The 17,140-nt window shown below is 61.7% G+C and carries 8 protein-coding genes; 5 read left to right on the top strand and 3 right to left on the bottom strand.

What is annotated here, in order from left to right; genetic code table 11:
• Nucleotides 1–29 precede the first annotated feature (29 nt).
• Entirely contained in the window at nt 30–1,661 is a 1,632-nt protein-coding gene (locus ACN9M3_RS26050) for a methyl-accepting chemotaxis protein (RefSeq protein WP_426319074.1), read from the top strand.
• Here the strand turns inward: ACN9M3_RS26050 and ACN9M3_RS26045 are convergent.
• Both ACN9M3_RS26045 and ACN9M3_RS26040 read right to left on the bottom strand, forming a co-directional pair.
• Nucleotides 1,658–4,831 (bottom strand): alpha/beta hydrolase-fold protein, encoded by a 3,174-nt coding sequence (locus ACN9M3_RS26045; RefSeq protein ID WP_426323856.1) that lies wholly within the window; start codon nt 4,829–4,831, stop codon nt 1,658–1,660. The two genes, ACN9M3_RS26050 and ACN9M3_RS26045, sit on opposite strands and share 4 nt — an antisense overlap.
• Nucleotides 4,831–6,654, bottom strand: coding sequence for a glycoside hydrolase family 13 protein (locus tag ACN9M3_RS26040; protein ID WP_426319073.1), 1,824 nt, complete (start codon nt 6,652–6,654; stop codon nt 4,831–4,833). Before ACN9M3_RS26040 ends, ACN9M3_RS26045 begins: the two co-directional genes overlap by 1 nt.
• Before the next feature lie 315 nt (nt 6,655–6,969).
• Between ACN9M3_RS26040 and ACN9M3_RS26035 the strand changes: the two genes are divergently transcribed.
• Nucleotides 6,970–9,705 (top strand): TonB-dependent receptor, encoded by a 2,736-nt coding sequence (locus ACN9M3_RS26035; protein WP_426319072.1) that lies wholly within the window; start codon nt 6,970–6,972, stop codon nt 9,703–9,705.
• Between the two features lie 46 nt (nt 9,706–9,751).
• Here the strand turns inward: ACN9M3_RS26035 and ACN9M3_RS26030 are convergent, their stop codons facing one another.
• Nucleotides 9,752–11,569, bottom strand: a complete 1,818-nt coding sequence (locus ACN9M3_RS26030; RefSeq protein ID WP_426319071.1) for a M2 family metallopeptidase — start codon at nt 11,567–11,569, stop codon at nt 9,752–9,754.
• A 92-nt stretch (nt 11,570–11,661) separates the two neighbouring features.
• On the opposite strand from ACN9M3_RS26030, the gene ACN9M3_RS26025 reads away from it, so the two are divergent.
• The 3 genes from ACN9M3_RS26025 (at nt 11,662) to ACN9M3_RS26015 (ending at nt 17,136) form a co-directional block, all read left to right on the top strand.
• Complete coding sequence (locus tag ACN9M3_RS26025; RefSeq protein WP_426319070.1) at nt 11,662–13,995, top strand: TIM-barrel domain-containing protein; 2,334 nt, start codon at nt 11,662–11,664, stop codon at nt 13,993–13,995.
• Between the two features lie 104 nt (nt 13,996–14,099).
• On the top strand, nt 14,100–15,431 hold the full coding sequence (locus tag ACN9M3_RS26020) for an MFS transporter (protein WP_426164189.1): 1,332 nt from the start codon (nt 14,100–14,102) through the stop codon (nt 15,429–15,431).
• A gap of 70 nt (nt 15,432–15,501) precedes the next feature.
• The gene (locus ACN9M3_RS26015; protein ID WP_426319069.1) at nt 15,502–17,136 is read left to right on the top strand and encodes an alpha-D-glucose phosphate-specific phosphoglucomutase; all 1,635 of its coding nucleotides are present in this window, start codon (nt 15,502–15,504) and stop codon (nt 17,134–17,136) included.
• Nucleotides 17,137–17,140: the final 4 nt, after the last annotated feature.

Raw genomic sequence — 17,140 nt, 5'->3', positions numbered from 1 at the left:
GTCGCCTTTTTACCAAGGGGAAACTAATCATGAACTTCGGCAATCTAAAGATCGGAGTGCGCCTGGCCTTGCTGGGCGCTTTCTTCATGCTGGCCTTGTTGACGGTCGGCTACCAGGGCTGGAGCGCCATCAGCTTCATCAAATCCAGCAATGCCCAGAGCATGCAGCGCTCGGTCGACCTGACCCAGGCCGTCGATACTGCGCGCGGCGCGCAGGTTGAATTCAAGATCCAGGTGCAGGAGTGGAAGAACATCCTGGTGCGCGGCCACGATCCTGCGCAGCTCGAAAAATATTCCGCAGCCTTCGTCAAGAGCGGCCAGGCTACCAACGCGGAGCTGCAGAAGCTGTCGGCCATGCTGAAAAAGCTGAACCTGCAGACCACGCTGGATGACGAAGCGATCAAGATGCACGAGGACCTTGGCAAGAGCTATATGGCCGCGCTCAAGCAGTTCGATGCGGCCAACCCGGAAAGCTACAAGATTCTCGACAAGGCCGTTGCCGGCATGGACCGCGCGCCAACCAAGAAGATCGACGAAATCGTGGCGTTCATCGATGCGCAGTCCAAGAAGAATGCGGAAGAAGCGGTGGCGACGGCGGAAGCGGCCAACCGCTCTGCTACCGTTACCCTGTTGGTGGTGCTGGTGGTCACGACGGTGATCGGTGCGGTCATCGTATGGTGGATCGTGAAGGGCATCACGCGTCCGCTGGACCAGGCGATCGATATCGCCAAGACGGTCGCGGCGGGCGACCTGAGCGTCGACGTGGACGTGCGCACCAAGGATGAAGTGGGCGAACTGCTGTCGGCATTGAAGCAAATGAGCGGCAACCTGTCCGATATCGTGAGCCGTGTGCGCACCGGCACCCAGACGATCGCCAGCGCATCGAGCGAGGTGGCGACCGGCAGCATGGACTTGTCGACGCGCACCGAGCAGCAAGCCAGTTCGCTCGAGGAAACCGCGTCGTCGATGACGGAACTGACCAGCACCGTGCGCCAGAACAATGAGAATGCGACCCAGGCGCGCAAGCTGGCCGACGAGGCTTCCAATGTCGCCGTGCGCGGCGGCGCGACCGTTTCGGAAGTGGTGCAGACCATGGGTGCGATCAACGAATCGTCGCGCAAGATTGTCGACATCATCGGCGTGATCGATGGCATTGCTTTCCAGACCAATATCCTCGCGCTGAATGCGGCGGTGGAAGCTGCGCGCGCCGGCGAGCAAGGCCGCGGCTTTGCCGTGGTGGCGGGCGAGGTGCGCAACCTGGCGCACCGCTCCGCTGCGGCCGCGAAGGAGATCAAGGAACTGATTGGCAATTCCGTCGAACGCGTGGAAGAGGGCAGCCGCCTGGTGGGCGAGGCCGGCGTCACGATGGAGGAAGTTGTCAACAGCGTGCGCCGTGTTACCTCGATCATCGGCGAGATCGCCGTGGCAACCGGGGAGCAGCGCGACGGGATCGAGCAGATCAGCGATGCCATCACCCAGATGGACAGCGTGACGCAGCAGAATGCGGCGCTGGTCGAGGAAGCCGCCGCGGCTGCCGAGGCCTTGCAGCAGCAGGCCGCAAGCCTGGAGGAAGCGGTGTCGGTGTTCAAGGTGCGCGAGACGTCAGGCGGCTCGCACATGAAACTGTCGGCAAGCCGCAGCTTGCGCGCCTTGCCGGCTTAAGGCGCCTTCTGCGGCGCGGCGCGGCCCGGTTTGCCGAAGAACCAGGCCAGCGCGGCATGCACGCGGCCGGCCCACGATTGCTCGTTATGGCGTCCCCCTTCGTCGACGAGGAATCGCAGGTCCCGGCCTTCGCGGTAGCCGTTCTTCAGCATGGCCTGGCGGAATGCTTCGCTGTCTTCCTGACCGTCATAGACCGTTCCCACGTCGATGTAGAACCGGACCGGCATCTTCTTCGGCGGATGCTTCACTTCTTCCCGGTTGTTCCACCAGAAAGAGCTGGAGACACCGCCTGCCATCGAGAATATTTGCGGATAGCGCTGCGCGATGCCGATCGATGCCAGCCCGCCCAGCGATGAACCCATCACCGCCGTGTGCATGCGGCCGGGTTTGGTGCGGTATTGCTTGTCCACCCATGGCTTGACTGTTTTCGCCAGGAAGTCGGCGTAGGCGTTCAGCTTTCCTCCGCCATGCTTGGGGTCGCAACATGGTGTGTATTCGGCGATGCGATCGGTGGTGTTGTCGATGCCGACCACGATTACTTCCTCCATGTCGCCCTGGCGCACCAGGCGGTCCGCCACCTCGTCGATGTTCCATTCGGTGCCGTAGCTGGCGGTTGTGGCGTCGAACAGGTTCTGGCCGTCGTGCATGTACAGTACAGGATAGCGCCGCCTGGTGTCGCTGCCGTAGCTTGGCGGCAGATAGATGCGTAGCGTGCGTTCGTTGCCCAACCGGGACGATTTGAACTTTTCCACCAGCTGCAAGGTGCCGTGCAGCGGCGGTTTGCTTGCTGCCGGTGCTGGCAGGAGGCGTGCCGCCAGCACGTCGGCATCGTTGCGTGCGCCGCTTCTGCCGCCCGCGTCGGCGTAGCCGGCGTTGGCTTGCAGGCTGCTCATATTGTAGAAGGGCTGCAGTTCGAGCCGGTAGCTGCCTTGCTTCAGCGTGGCGGGCAGAGGAGTCGACCATGCCGGGCCGTTGGCAGGAGCGTTGTGCGGCATCTGGAGGACGCCTTCCGCCGCGACCGCACCGTGTTTGTCGCGCAGGCGCAGGAACTGCACGGCGTTGGTGATGCCGAGGTTGATCTGGTGGGCGTGGTTGTTGTAGCGAAGCTGGACGTAGTAGCGTCCGTCTTTTGTTGCGGTCACGCTGTCCGTCACGGCACTTGGCCCGACCGTGCCGCTGGCTGGGGTGGGGCAGAGCGGCTGCGAGTGATGGCTTCGCAAGCCGGTGGCCGGGTAGACTGCTTCCACCGCATGGCAGGACGACGTTGCGGCCGCAGGGCCAGGCGCCCAACTGCCGCCGGTGAGCTCCGCGGCGACCAGTTGCCCGTCGCGGTACACGTTGAAGCGCGTGCCTTCTTGCGATCCCGCTCCCGGCGCGATGCGAAGGATGCCGGATTCTGCTTGCCGGACGAACGGTTCTGGCGGTGCAGTCGAAGCGGCCTCGCTGCCCGCGAAGGTGATCTGCTGCCGCCCAGGCACCAGCGTGCCCATTTCTATTTCAATCAGGTTGTCGTCGGCCAGTTCGTTCCATGCAACCGGGCCGCGCGCATCCTTGCCATTCAGCTTGCCGCCTGCCGGCATGTAATAGCCTTCGAGCGCAACAGGCGGGGGAAGCTTGATCCTGATATGCAGCCGCTTGCCGTGCAAGACCAGGCCGGACAGCTCGATCGCATCGCTGCCCGTGAACCACTCGCGCCGCAGCCGGGCGGTAATGAAGGGATTGATGTGCAGCCGCTCGGCATCGGCGCCGACGCCAAACACCTGCTGCACCACCATCCCAAGAAAGCCGCCCACAGACCAAAGCTGGCGGCGTGAATTGATGGCCGGCGCGGAAGGATCTCCGCCTCGCCACTCCATGTTCTCCATATTCGACAGATTGAGCGCCGCGCCCTGCAGCAAGCTGGCATAGGCGGCATCGGCAACGGCCACGTTTGCATACTGCGCAGCGGCCCTTAAGCCATAAGCTGTAACGAAAGGCCACAAGGCACGGTTGTGGTACACCGGCACGCCTGGCTGCTGCGGCCAGATGACCGGCGCGCCCAGCGGTCCGTGCGGATAACGGGCCAGTATCGACTGCGCCTGCCCGGCATCTGCCACGCCTGTGATGATGGCGAGCGACTGGCCAAGCCAGTCAAACTTGTGCATGGCGGCGCCGTCGAAGTGACCGGCGGCCAGGCTGCTGTACATGCCGGCGTCCTTGAGCCAAAGCCGGTCGTTGATCGCAATCTTCAAGCCTGACGCCCAACGCGCGTAACGCAGCGCCCCGTCGTTGTCGCCGGCATGCTGCGCCAGTTCTGCCGCCAGTGTGAGCGCCTTATAGTGGGCGACATTGGTCGACAGCGACTTGGACGTGGCCATGCTGGACAGGTCGTTGGGAATCCAGCCTGCATACGACTGTTCGCGCCAGTCAAGGAAGGACTGCTCGCCATTGTACAAGCCGCTGGCGGGATCGTAAGCGGCGATGCGGTCGTTCTCGATCGTGTTGCGCAGCGCCTGCAAGGCAGTGGCGGCGAATTTCGCGCGTTCTTCCTCCGGCAGCGACTTGAGCGTTTGCTCGGCGCCGAAGGCCCAGCTGACGCGGTCCGTACTGACAGGCCAGCTTCCGCCGCTGCCCGTGTCTTGCACGATCTGCAGGCCGTCTTCGCTGCCGGCCGCCAGCGGCGGCTTGCCGTTACGGTAGCCGGAAAGCTTGAACAGCAGGGAGTCGCGGCTGCGTTGAGGATCGAGCATCGCCAGGCCCAGGTTGGCAGCGTAGGACAAGTCGCGCGTCCACACGTAGTGCCATTTTTCGCCGGTCTCGAAGCATTCGCAAGCTATCGGCTGGCCGCCGTTGTAGCTGCCATCGCGGATGGCCTGCACCGAGTCCTGCTTCATTTCCGTCATCGCCAGCGCGAACAGTGCGTCGAAGGCCAGGTTGCCGCTGCGGACTTTGGGCGAGCCGGCCTGCTCGCTGAAGGCGATTGACTGGGGCGCATTGTCGCGCAGGGGCATGTTGGTGGACTGCGTGTAACTGCGCAGCGCCGCTTGCGCATCCGGCGTTGCAAAGCTGGCCTTGTAGCTGCCGAATGGTAGCTCGATGCTGGTATGTGCCAGTGCCGGGCCGCCCGCCAGCGCGCCCGCAGTTGCGAAGGCGACCGCGATGGCAGCGGCAGGCAGCGGGCGGCGCAGCATCACTGGACCTCCATCACGAGGACGGAACGGGCCGGAAGCGTGAACTTGCCCGCCAGCGGAATGCTGCGGCCAGTGATGATGTCCGTGCCACTGCGTACGCCGTCCAGCATTTCACGGAAACGGTCCGCATCCAGCGTCACATCCTTTGCGTTCTTGTTCAGCGCGACCATGACCTTCTGCTTGCCGTCATGACGGAAGTAGACATACGTATCCTGTTCCGGCCCGTATTGCATCATCTTCCCGTGCTGGACCGCGCTGGAAGTCTTGCGCCAGTTGGCCAGCTTCTTCACGAAGGACTGCATGTCGCGCTGCTCCGCGCTCAGGCCTTCGCCTGTAAAGGCATTCACTTTGTCGCCTGCCCAGCCGCCTGGCATATCGTGGCGGTAAGATGGATCGTCGCGGCCTTTCACGGTGCTCGGCATCAGGATTTCAGTCCCGTAGTAGAACTGCGGGATGCGCGGCACGGTCAGCGTAAAGGCCAGCGCCATGCGCAGCAGGGCAGGGTCGCTGTTCGCCATGCTGAAGCTGCGCGCCAGGTCGTGATTACCTTCGAACAGTACCAGATTGGACGGGTTGGGATAAAGGTAATCCTGCGCCAGCGTCTCGTAGACGTCGTACAGGCGGTAGGTGCCGTCCGTGTCGCCCAATGCCTTGCGCAGCACGTCGTTGAGCGGGAAGTCCATCATGCTGGGCGCGTTCAGGGCCTGCCAGCGGGCCACGATAGGAATCCGGGTGCTCCATTCCTCGCCCACCATATTCAGCTTCGGATATTCCGCCCGCACGCGCTTCGACCATTCAGTCAGGAAGGCGGTATCGGAGTAGCCGTAGGTATCCACGCGCAGGCCGGACAGGCCGGCGTACTCGATCCACCAGATATTGTTCTGGATAAGATAGTTCGCCACAAACGGATTGGTCTGGTTCATGTCCGGCATATGCGGCCCGAACCAGCCCTGGGTGAAGTTGCGCGCGTCTTCCTTGCTGCCGTACGGATCGACGCTGGCAACGCGGTGGTGCGCGGTCGGCGTGTACTTGCCGTCGTAGCTGAGCCAATCCTGCATCGGCATGTCTTTCATCCACCAGTGGCGGCTGCCGATGTGGCTCAACACGACATCCTGGATCACGCCGATGCCGCGCGTGCGCGCCTGTGCCACAAAATTGCGGTAATCCTCATTGCTGCCGTAGCGCGCGTCGATCTTGTAATGGTCGGTTGCCGCATAGCCGTGGTAGGAGTGGATATCCTGGTTGTTTTCCACAAGCGGGGTTGGCCACACCTGCGTGAAACCCATGTCCTTTATATAGTCCAGGTGCGCCGCCATGCCTGCCAGGTCGCCGCCGTGGCGGCCGTTGCCCTCGGCGCGGTTGGCCTTGTCCGGCATGCCGGCGATATTGTCGTTGGCTGGATTGCCGTTGGCGAAGCGGTCCGGCATGACTTGGTAAATCGCGTCGGAACTGTTGAAGCCCTGGCGCTGCGCCGAACCGGGCGTGCGCGCCAGTAATTGGTAACCATATGTGAGGCTTTGCTTGCCCGGCGCGGCGAAGCGGATGTCGAAACGGCCAGGCGCCACGTCCGGCGCCAGTACCAGGTCGATGAAGAGGTAGTTGCGGTTGGCCACCCGGCTCACGCTCCCGATCCGCACGCCCGGATAGTCGATCGTTGGTTCCAGGTCCGCCACCTTCGGCGCATTCACCATGAGTTGCAGCTTGGGATTCTGCATGCCGGCCCACCAGAAAGGAGGCTCCATATGCTGGACAGTTGGCGGGGCTGCATGGGCGGCTTGCAGTAGGGCAAGGCCAAGCAGGGCGGCGAAAGCGGTCTTCTTCATGAAATCTCCGGTCTGGACGTCTTATGGGCCCGACAATACACCGAAATTGACTGTAGTTCTACTACACATGAATATGTCTAGATTTGTAGCCGAAATACAACGTGCTGGCTCCGAATGGCAGAGAGAAGCCGCTGGGAAAGGCAGAAATACACAGGAATGATGATGGTCATTCATTGACACCAAATCTAGTTTTAGTACAGAATCCGCCTCAGAGCGTCCGTAAGAGCGTTCGCTTTCCAAGGATTCCCGTGTAGTCGAAATAAACCGGTCTGTGTAGGTTGCGGGAAAGAATGTTTAATGAGTGAGGGGACTTTGATGACTATCTTCGCCAACAAGCGAGGCAATACCGCTTTCCGACTGAGTCCGGTTGCGGCTGGGTGTGCTGTATTTGTATCCGCCTTCGCTGGCTCTGCGTACGCGCAGACCGCAACCACCACCGCCACCGGCCAGGCAGCTGACGCGCCGATGCAAACTGTGACCGTGTCCGGCATTCGCCGCGGTATTGAGGACGCGATCTCCGTCAAGAAAAACGCGACTTCCATCGTCGAGGCCATCTCCGCGGAGGACATCGGCAAGCTGCCTGATACCTCCATCGCCGAATCCATCGCCCGCCTGCCAGGCCTGGCCGCCCAGCGCGTTGCCGGCCGTGCGCAAAACATCGCGGTCCGCGGCTTGTCCCCGGACTTTGCCACCACCCTGCTGAACGGCCGTGAGCAAGTCTCCACCGGCGACAATCGCAGCGTGGAATTCGACCAGTACCCGTCTGAGCTGATCAGCGGCGTGACCATTTACAAGACCCCTGACGCCGGCATGGTTGGCCAGGGCCTGTCCGGCACCCTGGACCTGCAGACCGTGCGTCCGCTGGCCTTCGGCGGCCGTACCGTGTCCATGAACGCCCGCATGGAGAAGAATTCGCTGGGCAGCATCGCCGACACCGATTCGCGCGGCGGCCGCTTCAGCGCCAGCTACATCGACCAGTTTGCCAACCGTACCATTGGCGTGGCGATCGGCTTCGCGCACCTGGACTCCCCAGTGCTGGCGCAGGAAACCGGCCTGTACGAGCCGTGGAAGAAAGAGTCCCGTCCAGGCGTGCCTGCCGGTACCAACGTCACCGACGGCCTCAAGTCCCTGGCACGCAGCGGCTACAACAAGCGCGATGGCCTGATGGGCGTGTTGCAATACCGTCCAAACAAGAACTTCACTTCGATGATCGACGTGTATGCTTCGCGCTTCAAGCACGAAGACACTGCCAATCAGTTCGAAGTAAACATCAGCGGCTACAATGGCACCACCACGCCTATGTCGTTTACGGGCGTCACCACCAACAATGGTTCGTTCGCCACCGGCACCGCAAACAATGCGTATCCGCTGGTGCGCGGCATGTACACCAAGCGCAAGGACGATATCCGCGCCATCGGCTGGAACAACGAATGGAAGATGGATGGCTGGTCCCTGGTGGCTGACCTGAGCCGCTCGACCGCCAAGCGCGATGAACTGAGCTTGGAAAACAACCTGCAGATCAGTAACGCGGCCGGCAATCCATTCCTGGATTCCGTCGCCCTGTCGCTGGGCACCGGCGGTTTCCCGACTCTGAAACCGGGCCTCGACTACAGCAACCCGGCCAACCTGTACGTGCGTAACACCATCTACGGTTCCGGCTACGGCAAGACCCCGCACGTGGAAGACGAGCTGAACGGCTTCAAGCTGGCAGCCAACATCCAATCGTCCGGCGCCCTCGAGAAGTACTTCTCGAGCTTCGATATCGGCGTGCACTACTCTGACCGCAGCAAGGAGAAGCACCAGCCGGAAGCAAGCATTAACCTGGCAGGTGCGCCTTCGACCATTTCGTCGGACCTGATGTACAACTCGGTCGACCTGGGCTTTGCCGGAACGGGCACCATCCCTGCATGGAACGTACCGGGCGTCGTGGCCAAGTACATGACCTTTGCACCGACCGAAGACAAGAGCTACCTGATCGCCAAGGCTTGGACCGTGAATGAGAAGATCACCACGACCTTTGCCAAGGCCAACATCGAGCACGAACTGGGCAATGTCAGCCTGCGCGGTAACGTCGGCGTGCAAGTGCAGCGCACCGACCAGTCGTCCGACTCCAAGTACTGGGACGGCACAGCACCTGCCGGCCAGGAAGTCAAGCCGGTCCACGACGGCAAGACCTATACCGACGTGCTGCCAAGCCTGAACCTGGCGTTCCAACTGCCGAACGACCATACCGTGCGCATGGCCCTGGCCAAGCAGATCGCCCGCCCACGTGTTGACCAGTTGCGTTCCGCGTTGGACTTCAACGTCGGCACCAACGACTTCAAACCAGGCGGCAGCGGCGGCAACGCCCAGCTGGATCCGTGGCGCGCCAAGGCCTTCGACCTGTCGTATGAAAAATACTTCGGCAAGAAAGCCTACGCAGCACTGGCATTCTTCTACAAGAAGCTGGATACCTACATCTTTACCGAGACCCGTACCCACGACTTCTCGCAGCAGATCCCTGGCACCAACGCGATTACCCCGTTCGGCAACTACACCGCTCCGTACAATGGCAAGGGCGGCAACATGAAAGGCCTGGAGCTGACTGCTTCCCTGCCGCTGAACATGGTGACCCCGGTACTGGACGGCTTCGGTGTGAGCGGCAGCTACTCGTACAACGACAGTGCGATCACCATCAAGGAGCCTAGCGCCAACCTGGGCCAGACCATCATGCTGCCAGGCCTGTCGAAGCACACCAGCAACCTGACCGTGTATTACGAGAAGGCCGGCTTCGAGACTCGCCTGAGCCAGCGCAAGCGTTCGGACTTCGTGGGTGAGATCGGCAACTTCGCCGGCGAGCGTTCGCTGCGCTATGTGGTTGGCGAGAACATTCTCGACTTCCAGATCGGCTACAGCTTCAACGAAGGCATGTTCAAGGGCATGGGACTGGTGCTGCAGGTGAACAACCTGCGTAACGAGGCCTACGAGACCTACAACGGCAACCGCAACCAGCAACTGGAATACCAGAAGTATGGCCGCACCATCCTGCTGGGCGCGAACTACAAGTTCTAAGCATCCAGGGGTAGAAAAAACGGGGGCCGAGGCCCCCGTTTTTGTATTACTTGGCCTTGGCGGCCAATTGCTTGTTCTGCTCGTCCAGCCAGACTTTCAGCGGGGCGAAGTAGTCGAGCAGGGCCTGGCCGTCGATGCGCTCTTCACCGGTGGCGGCTTTCAGCGCTTCAGGCCATGGCTTGGAGGTACCCATCTCCAGCATGCTCCACAGCTTCTTGCCGGCTTTTTCGCTGCCGTAGATCGAGCACTGGTGGAGCGGGCCGGTGTAGCCGGCTTCCTTGCACAGGGCGCGATGGAACTGGAATTGCAGCAGGTGGGCCAGGAAGTAGCGGGCGTAAGGCACGTCGGCTGCAACGTGGTACTTGGCGCCGGCGTCGAAGCCGTCAGCCAGCATCGGCAGCGGGCGCTTCACGCCCATGTACTGCTCGCGCAGCTGCCACCAGCTCTTGTCGTAGTCCGCAGGCTTGGTCTTGCCGCTGTAGACGTCCCAGCGCCATTTGTCGACCGAGTAGCCGAACGGCAGGAAGGCAACCTTGGCCAGGGCGCGCTTCAGCAGCACGCCGATGTCGGCGTTCGGGTCCGGGTTTTCGTTCATCAGGCCGACCTTCTTCAGGTAGCTCGGGGTGATGGACAGTGCAATGGTGTCGCCGATCGCTTCGTGGAAGCCGTCGTTGGCGCCGGTGCGGAACAGGTTGGACTGGTTCTTGTAGGCCAGGTCGTAATAGATATGTCCCAGCTCATGGTGGATGACGGCGAATTCTTCTTCGGTCGGGCGGATGCACATCTTGATGCGCACGTCGTCCTTGCCGTCAAGCTGCCATGCCGAAGCGTGGCACACCACGTCGCGGTCGCGCGGTTTTTCCAGCAGGGAGCGCTGGTAGAACGATTCCGGCAGCTTGGGCATGCCCAGCGAGGTGTAGAAGCGCTCGCCGTATTGGACCATTTCCTTGGCGCTGGTCTTTTTCTCTTCCAGCACATTGGTCAGGTCGAACTTGGAGGCGCCGGAGGCAGGCATCAGCAGCGGGTAGATGTTTTCCCAGCTCTGGCTCCACATATTGCCGAACAGGTGGGCCGGGATTGGGCCGGTCAGCGGAACCTGGTCCGGACCGTAGGTTTCGCGCAGCTTGTAGCGGGCGTAGGTGTGCAGCGAATCGTACAGCGGCTTCACTTGCTGCCAGATGCGTTCCATCTCGGCCGAGAATTCCTCCGGCTTCATGTCGTAGCCCGAGCGCCACAGGGCGCCGGTGTCGGCATAGCCCATTTCGCGCGCGCCCTTGTTGGACAGTTCAACGTAGTCGGTGTACAGCTTCTTGTAGGAAGGCGATTGCATGTGCCAGCCGTTCCAGGCGTCCAGCAGGACTTTAGGATCGCGGCTGGTGGCCAGGGTCTTTTCCAGTTCGCCCAGGGCCTTGCAGTTGTCCGGGGTCGGGCAGTACTTGGCCTTGCCGTACGCGCCATTCAGCTTGGCGTTGGCGTCGGCGTAAGCCTGGCGCTCCTTCGGATCCGGCAGCATCAGGGTCAGTTGCAGCAACTTGATCTTGCGCGCTTCGTCGTCCGCCAGCTTGACGCCGTTAAAGCGGCGCGCTTCCAGGGCAGCCTGGCCGGACGCGTCCAGCTGCTGTTCGCCGAAGTAGGCGGTCAGCGCTTCGGTATCGTCGGTAATGAAGTTCTGCGCAACCCAGGCGGCCTTGTTGGCATCGTTGCCCAGCTTGTCGAATTTCTCTTCAGTCTGCGCGATGAACTTCTTCGCTTCGGCAGGAGTGCCTTTGGCTTTTTTTGCGGCTGGCGCGGCGTGGGCGAAGCCCGCTGCCAGGGCCAGGCCGAGGGCCAGGACCATCGGTTTTTTCATAGTCGTTTTATTCAATTCATTCTCCTCTCAGATAAAACTGCCCGCTAATATATCACCCCATGAAACTAATTAAATTTGCAATATTGGCCCTTATTAGCCAGGCTGCCATGGCGCAGAACGCGGATCGCCATTTCTTATCTGCCGCGAAAAGCGGCAATGTCCTGGAAATCGGCACAAACGATGGCAAATACATCATCAAGCCTTACTCCGCGGCTGTTGTGGAGACCACCTTTGTTCCAAAGGGGGAAGTGGCGGACGCGGTGTCGCACGCGGTAGTGCTGCCGCCTGCCGTTGTGGCCAGCACGCTGCGCGACGAAGGCGGCGCACTGGAATTCGCCACGCCGGGCATCACGGTGCGCGTGGAAAAGCAGCCGTTCCGCATCAGCTACTTGTATAAAGGCCAGCCGCTGGTCGCCGAGAAGCGCGGGTATCGCCGCGAAGGCGGCCTGGAAGCGATCGAATTTGCGCTGGACGGCGATGAAGCCCTGTATGGCGCCGGCGGACGGGCTACAGGCATGAACCGCCGCGGCAACCGCTTCCAGTTGTACAACCGTGCCCACTACGGCTATGAAGCGCGCTCGCAGCTGCTGAATTTCACTATTCCGATGGCGCTGTCCTCGAAGAAGTACGCCATCCACTTCGATAACCCGCAGATTGGTTACCTGGATTTCGATAGCAGGAAAGACGGTACGCTGTCCTACGAAACCATTGGCGGCCGCAAGACTTACCAGGTGATCGCCGGCGAGCAATGGGAAGACGTAGTCGCCAACTACACCAGCCTGACCGGCCGCCAGCCCTTGCCGCCGCGCTGGGCCTTCGGCAACTTCGCCAGCCGCTTCGGCTACCATACGGAGGCGGAGACGCGCGCCGTGGTCGATAAGTTCATCTCCGACAAGATCCCGGTCGATGCGGTGGTGCTGGACCTGTACTGGTTCGGCAAGACCGTCAAAGGCACCATGGGCAACCTGGCCTGGGACAAGGAGAGCTTCCCCAATCCGAAAGGCATGATGGCCGACCTGGCGGCAAAGGGCGTGAAGACCGTCGTTATTACCGAACCATTTGTGCTGACCACTTCCACCCGTTGGCAAGAGGCGGTCGAGCGCCGCGTGCTGGCCACGGATACGCAGGGGGAGCCATATAAATACGACTTCTACTTCGGTAATACCGGCCTGGTCGACCTGTACCGCCCGGAAGGGCGCGACTGGTTCTGGAATATCTACAAGGGGCTGAAAGAGGGCGGCGTTGCCGGCTGGTGGGGCGACCTCGGCGAGCCGGAAGTGCACCCATCCGCGCTGCGCCACGGCAGTCATGGCCAACTCGGCGCGGACCAGGTCCACAACATCTACGGCCACGACTGGGCGCGCCTGATCGCGGAAGGCTACAAGAAAGACTTCCCGAAGGAGCGCCCCTTCATCCTGATGCGCTCCGGTTACTCGGGCTCGCAGCGTTTCGGCATGATCCCATGGTCGGGCGACGTGCAGCGTAGCTGGGGCGGCCTGCAGTCGCAGATGGAAATCGCGCTGCAGATGGGCATGCAGGGCCTGGCCTATATGCACTCCGACCTGGGCGGCTTTGCCTCGCCGATGCTGGACGACGAACTGTATGTGCGCTGGCTGCAGTATGGCGTATTCCAGCCGGTCTTCCGCCCGCACGCGCAGGAGGAAGTTCCGGCCGAACCGGTATTCCGCACCGATCGCACCAAGTCGCTGGCGCGAGAGGCGATCCGCCTGCGTTACGCCATGCTGCCTTATAACTACAGTGCAGCCTTCGACAACAGCCAGACCGGCCTGCCGCTGATGCGCCCGATCATGTTCGAGGGCGGCGACAACGCCGTGGCATCGACCTACCTGTGGGGCCGGGACTTCCTGGTGGCGCCTGTTACCGAGCCCGGAGCGCAACGCAAGGAAGTCAATTTCCCGGCATCGGCCGGGATCTGGTTCGACTTCCATAGCGATGCCGCGCACAAGGGTGGCATCAACGAGGTGGTGCCGGTGGCCGCCGAACATATCCCGGTATTCGTGCGCGCCGGCGCATTCGTGCCGCTGGCCAAGGTGGTGCAGACCACGCGCGACTACAACACGAAGCAGATCGAGTTGAATTACTACTACCACGCCACAGCCGGCGCCTCCAGCGGCAAGCTGTACGACGACGACGGCGCGACCGCCAGCGCCTACGAGCAGGGACGGTACGAAATCGCTCATTTTGCCGGCGCTGCATCGGCAAGCGGTTTCGAAATCGGCATTGAGACCGAAGTGGGCAAAGCATGGCAGCCGGTCAGCCGCGTCTACGCGCTCAAGGTCCACAATATAGCGAGCCGTCCGCGCAGCGTGAAGCTGGATGGCAAGGCTGTCGAGGCCCGCTGGGATGCCCGCAGCCACACCCTGCGACTGGCGCTGCCGGCAGGTAGTGCAATGAAGGCAAAACTGTCTGTTGTTTTGTAGCTTGACTACAAAGACGTCGAAAAATGGCGTATTTGCGGGCTGTCTGTGGATTGACAGCCTGAATTCGGCATGTTATTTTGCTACAAAATTACTCGGGAACAGTGATGCAAATGCATTCCATCATCAGCAAGCCGCGGCTGACCTTTTGGCAGTTGTGGAACATGAGCTTCGGCTTCTTCGGCATCCAGTTCGGTTTCGCACTGCAGAACACCAATACCAGCCGCATTTTCTCGACCCTGGGCGCGACCCCGGACGAACTGCCGCTGTTCTGGCTTGCTGCTCCGGTCACCGGCCTGCTGGTGCAGCCGATCATCGGCTACCTGAGCGACAACACCTGGCACGCGAAGTGGGGACGCCGTCGTCCTTTCTTCTTTGTCGGCGCCCTGTTGGCGAGCATTGCACTGTTCCTGATGCCGAATTCGAGCGCGCTGTGGATGGCGATCCTTGTGCTGTGGCTGATGGATGCATCGATCAATATCTCGATGGAGCCGTTCCGCGCCTTCGTCGGCGACAAGCTGGATGAATCGCAGCAGACCGCCGGTTTTGCGATGCAGACTTTCTTCATCGGCCTGGGCGGCGTGATTGCTTCGCTGCTGCCAATGATCTTCACCAATTTCCTTCACGTCAGCAATGAAGTGGTCAACGGCGCGATCCCCGACTCCGTGCGCTACTCGTTCTATGCTGGCGGTACTGCATACTTCCTGTCGGTGCTGTGGACAGTGTTGACCGCCGACGAACTGCCTCCGGAAGATGTCGAGAAGTTCCGCATGGAGAAGGCGCAGCGCCGCGGCTTCCTGTTCTCGCTGAAGGAAGTGTTTGGCGGCTTCGTGCACATGCCGAAAACCATGGTGCAATTGGCTCTGGTGCAGTTCTTCACCTGGTTTGCGCTGATGGGCATGTGGGTCTTCACTACCCCGGCAGTTGCTGAAAACGTGTTCGGCACCACCGATGGCAAGTCGGCCATCTTCCAGGAGGCGGGCAACTGGGTCGGCAACCTGTTCGCGATCTACGGCGGCGTGTCCGCGCTGGTGGCTTTCCTGCTGCCTAAGCTGGCACACGTCACCAGCCGCAAAGTGGTGCACATGCTTTGCCTCGTGATTGGTGGCCTGAGCCTGATCAGCATCGCCTTCATCCATGACAAGAATATGCTGATGCTGCCGATGATCGGCGTGGGTATTGCATGGGCCAGCATCCTGACCATGCCGTACGCGATCCTGGCTGGCGCGCTGCCGGCCAAGCGCATGGGTTACTTCATGGGCGTGTTCAACTATTTCGTGGTGCTGCCGCAGATTGTCGCCAACCTGGTTCTGGGCCCTGTCATCAAGCACCTGTTCAACGGCCACTCGGTGAATGTGCTGGTGCTGGGCGGCGTCTCGATGGCAATCGGCGGCATCGTTTGCCTGATCGTCAGCGACTCGGCCAAGAAGGAAGCTTAAAGCCATCCAGCGGCGCGCACCGATCGCGCCATTCGCGGTAAAACTATCCTCTCATCCAGGAGGAGCGAATATGGCAATCCAGACGGTGACAACTACTCCTATCCCCGGGCAACGCCCGGGGACTTCGGGGCTGCGCAAGAAAGTCGCAGTTTTCCAGCAGCATCACTATCTCGAGAATTTCGTGCAGGGCGTGTTCGACACGCTCGGCTCCGCCGCCGGCAAGACGCTGGTGCTGGGCGGCGATGGCCGCTTCCACAATCGTGAGGCAATCCAGGTAATCCTGAAGATGGCCGCTGCGCACGGCTTTGCACGCGTGTTGCTGGGGAGGGGCGGCATCCTGTCCACGCCCGCCGCGAGCTGTGTAATCCGCAAGCATGGCGCACTGGGCGGCATCATCCTCTCGGCCAGCCACAATCCCGGCGGCCCGGACGGCGATTTCGGCATCAAGTACAACGCCGCCAACGGCGGCCCGGCGCCTGAAGCGCTGACCGAAGCAATCTACGAACGCACGCTGGCGCTGGCGCAATACCGCATCAGCGATGCACCCGATATCGACATCGATTCACCCGGCGCGCGCACGCCCGTCGAAGCCATGGCGGTCGAAGTCATCGACCCCGTCGCCGACTATGCGGAGCTGATGGCGAAGCTGTTCGACTTCGACGCCATTCGCCGCCTGTTTGCCGGCGGCTTTACCATGCGGTTCGACGCCATGAATGCCGTTTCCGGCCCTTACGCCCACGCCATCCTGGAGGGAATGCTGGGCGCACCGGAGGGCACGGTGATCAATGGCACGCCGCTGGCGGACTTTGGCGGCCTGCATCCCGATCCCAATCCGGTGAACGCCGAAGAACTGATCGACATCATGTGCGCCAACGCCGCGCCGGACTTTGGTGCCGCCTCCGACGGCGACGCCGACCGCAATATGATCGTCGGCCGCGAATTCGTCGTCACACCTTCGGACAGCCTGGCCGTATTGGCTGCGAATGCGACCGTTGCGCCAGGCTATGCAGACGGTATCGCCGGCATTGCCCGTTCCATGCCCACCTCGCGTGCCGCCGACAGGGTGGCTGCGGAACTTGGCGTGCCTTGCTATGAGACGCCAACCGGGTGGAAGTACTTCGGCACGCTGCTCGACGCCGGCAAGGCTACCTTGTGCGGCGAAGAGAGCTACGGCACCGGTTCGCGCCACATCCGCGAAAAGGACGGCCTGTGGGCCGTGCTGTTCTGGCTGAACCTGCTGGCCGTGCGCGGCGGCTCGGTGCAGGACATCGTCACGGCGCATTGGCAGCGCTTTGGCCGCCATTACTACTCGCGCCACGATTACGAAGCCATCGCAAGCGATGCGGCGCAGCTGCTGATGCAGGACTTGCGCATCAAGCTGCCCAACTTGCCGGGGCAGAAGTTGAACCATTACGAAGTGCAGGCCGCCGACGATTTCGAATATACCGACCCGGTGGACGGCTCGCACGCCAGCCAGCAGGGCGTCCGCATCATGATGACGGACGGCTCGCGCATTGTGTACCGCCTGTCCGGTACTGGCACCGAGGGCGCCACCTTGCGCGTCTACCTGGAACGCTACGAGGCCGATCCGGAGCAGCACCATATCCCAACGCAGCAAGCCCTCGCAGGGCTGATTGCAATCGCAGACAGCGTGGCGAGCATCGCCATGCACACAGGCCGCAGTAATCCAACAGTCATTACATAGGAAA

This window comes from Pseudoduganella sp. R-43 (assembly GCF_049913255.1).
In the GTDB taxonomy this organism is placed as follows: Bacteria; Pseudomonadota; Gammaproteobacteria; order Burkholderiales; family Burkholderiaceae_D; genus Rugamonas.
Note: the sequence above shows the minus strand (reverse complement) of the source record. Positions and strands in the feature narration are given on the sequence as shown.

Coding starts and splice junctions, on each gene's coding strand:
- ACN9M3_RS26050 (WP_426319074.1), top strand. CDS start 30: ATGAACTTCGGCAATCTAAAGATCGGAGTGCGCCTGGCCTTGCTGGGC.
- ACN9M3_RS26045 (WP_426323856.1), bottom strand. CDS start 4,831: ATGCTGCGCCGCCCGCTGCCTGCCGCTGCCATCGCGGTCGCCTTCGCA.
- ACN9M3_RS26040 (WP_426319073.1), bottom strand. CDS start 6,654: ATGAAGAAGACCGCTTTCGCCGCCCTGCTTGGCCTTGCCCTACTGCAA.
- ACN9M3_RS26035 (WP_426319072.1), top strand. CDS start 6,970: ATGACTATCTTCGCCAACAAGCGAGGCAATACCGCTTTCCGACTGAGT.
- ACN9M3_RS26025 (WP_426319070.1), top strand. CDS start 11,662: ATGGCGCAGAACGCGGATCGCCATTTCTTATCTGCCGCGAAAAGCGGC.
- ACN9M3_RS26020 (WP_426164189.1), top strand. CDS start 14,100: ATGCAAATGCATTCCATCATCAGCAAGCCGCGGCTGACCTTTTGGCAG.
- ACN9M3_RS26015 (WP_426319069.1), top strand. CDS start 15,502: ATGGCAATCCAGACGGTGACAACTACTCCTATCCCCGGGCAACGCCCG.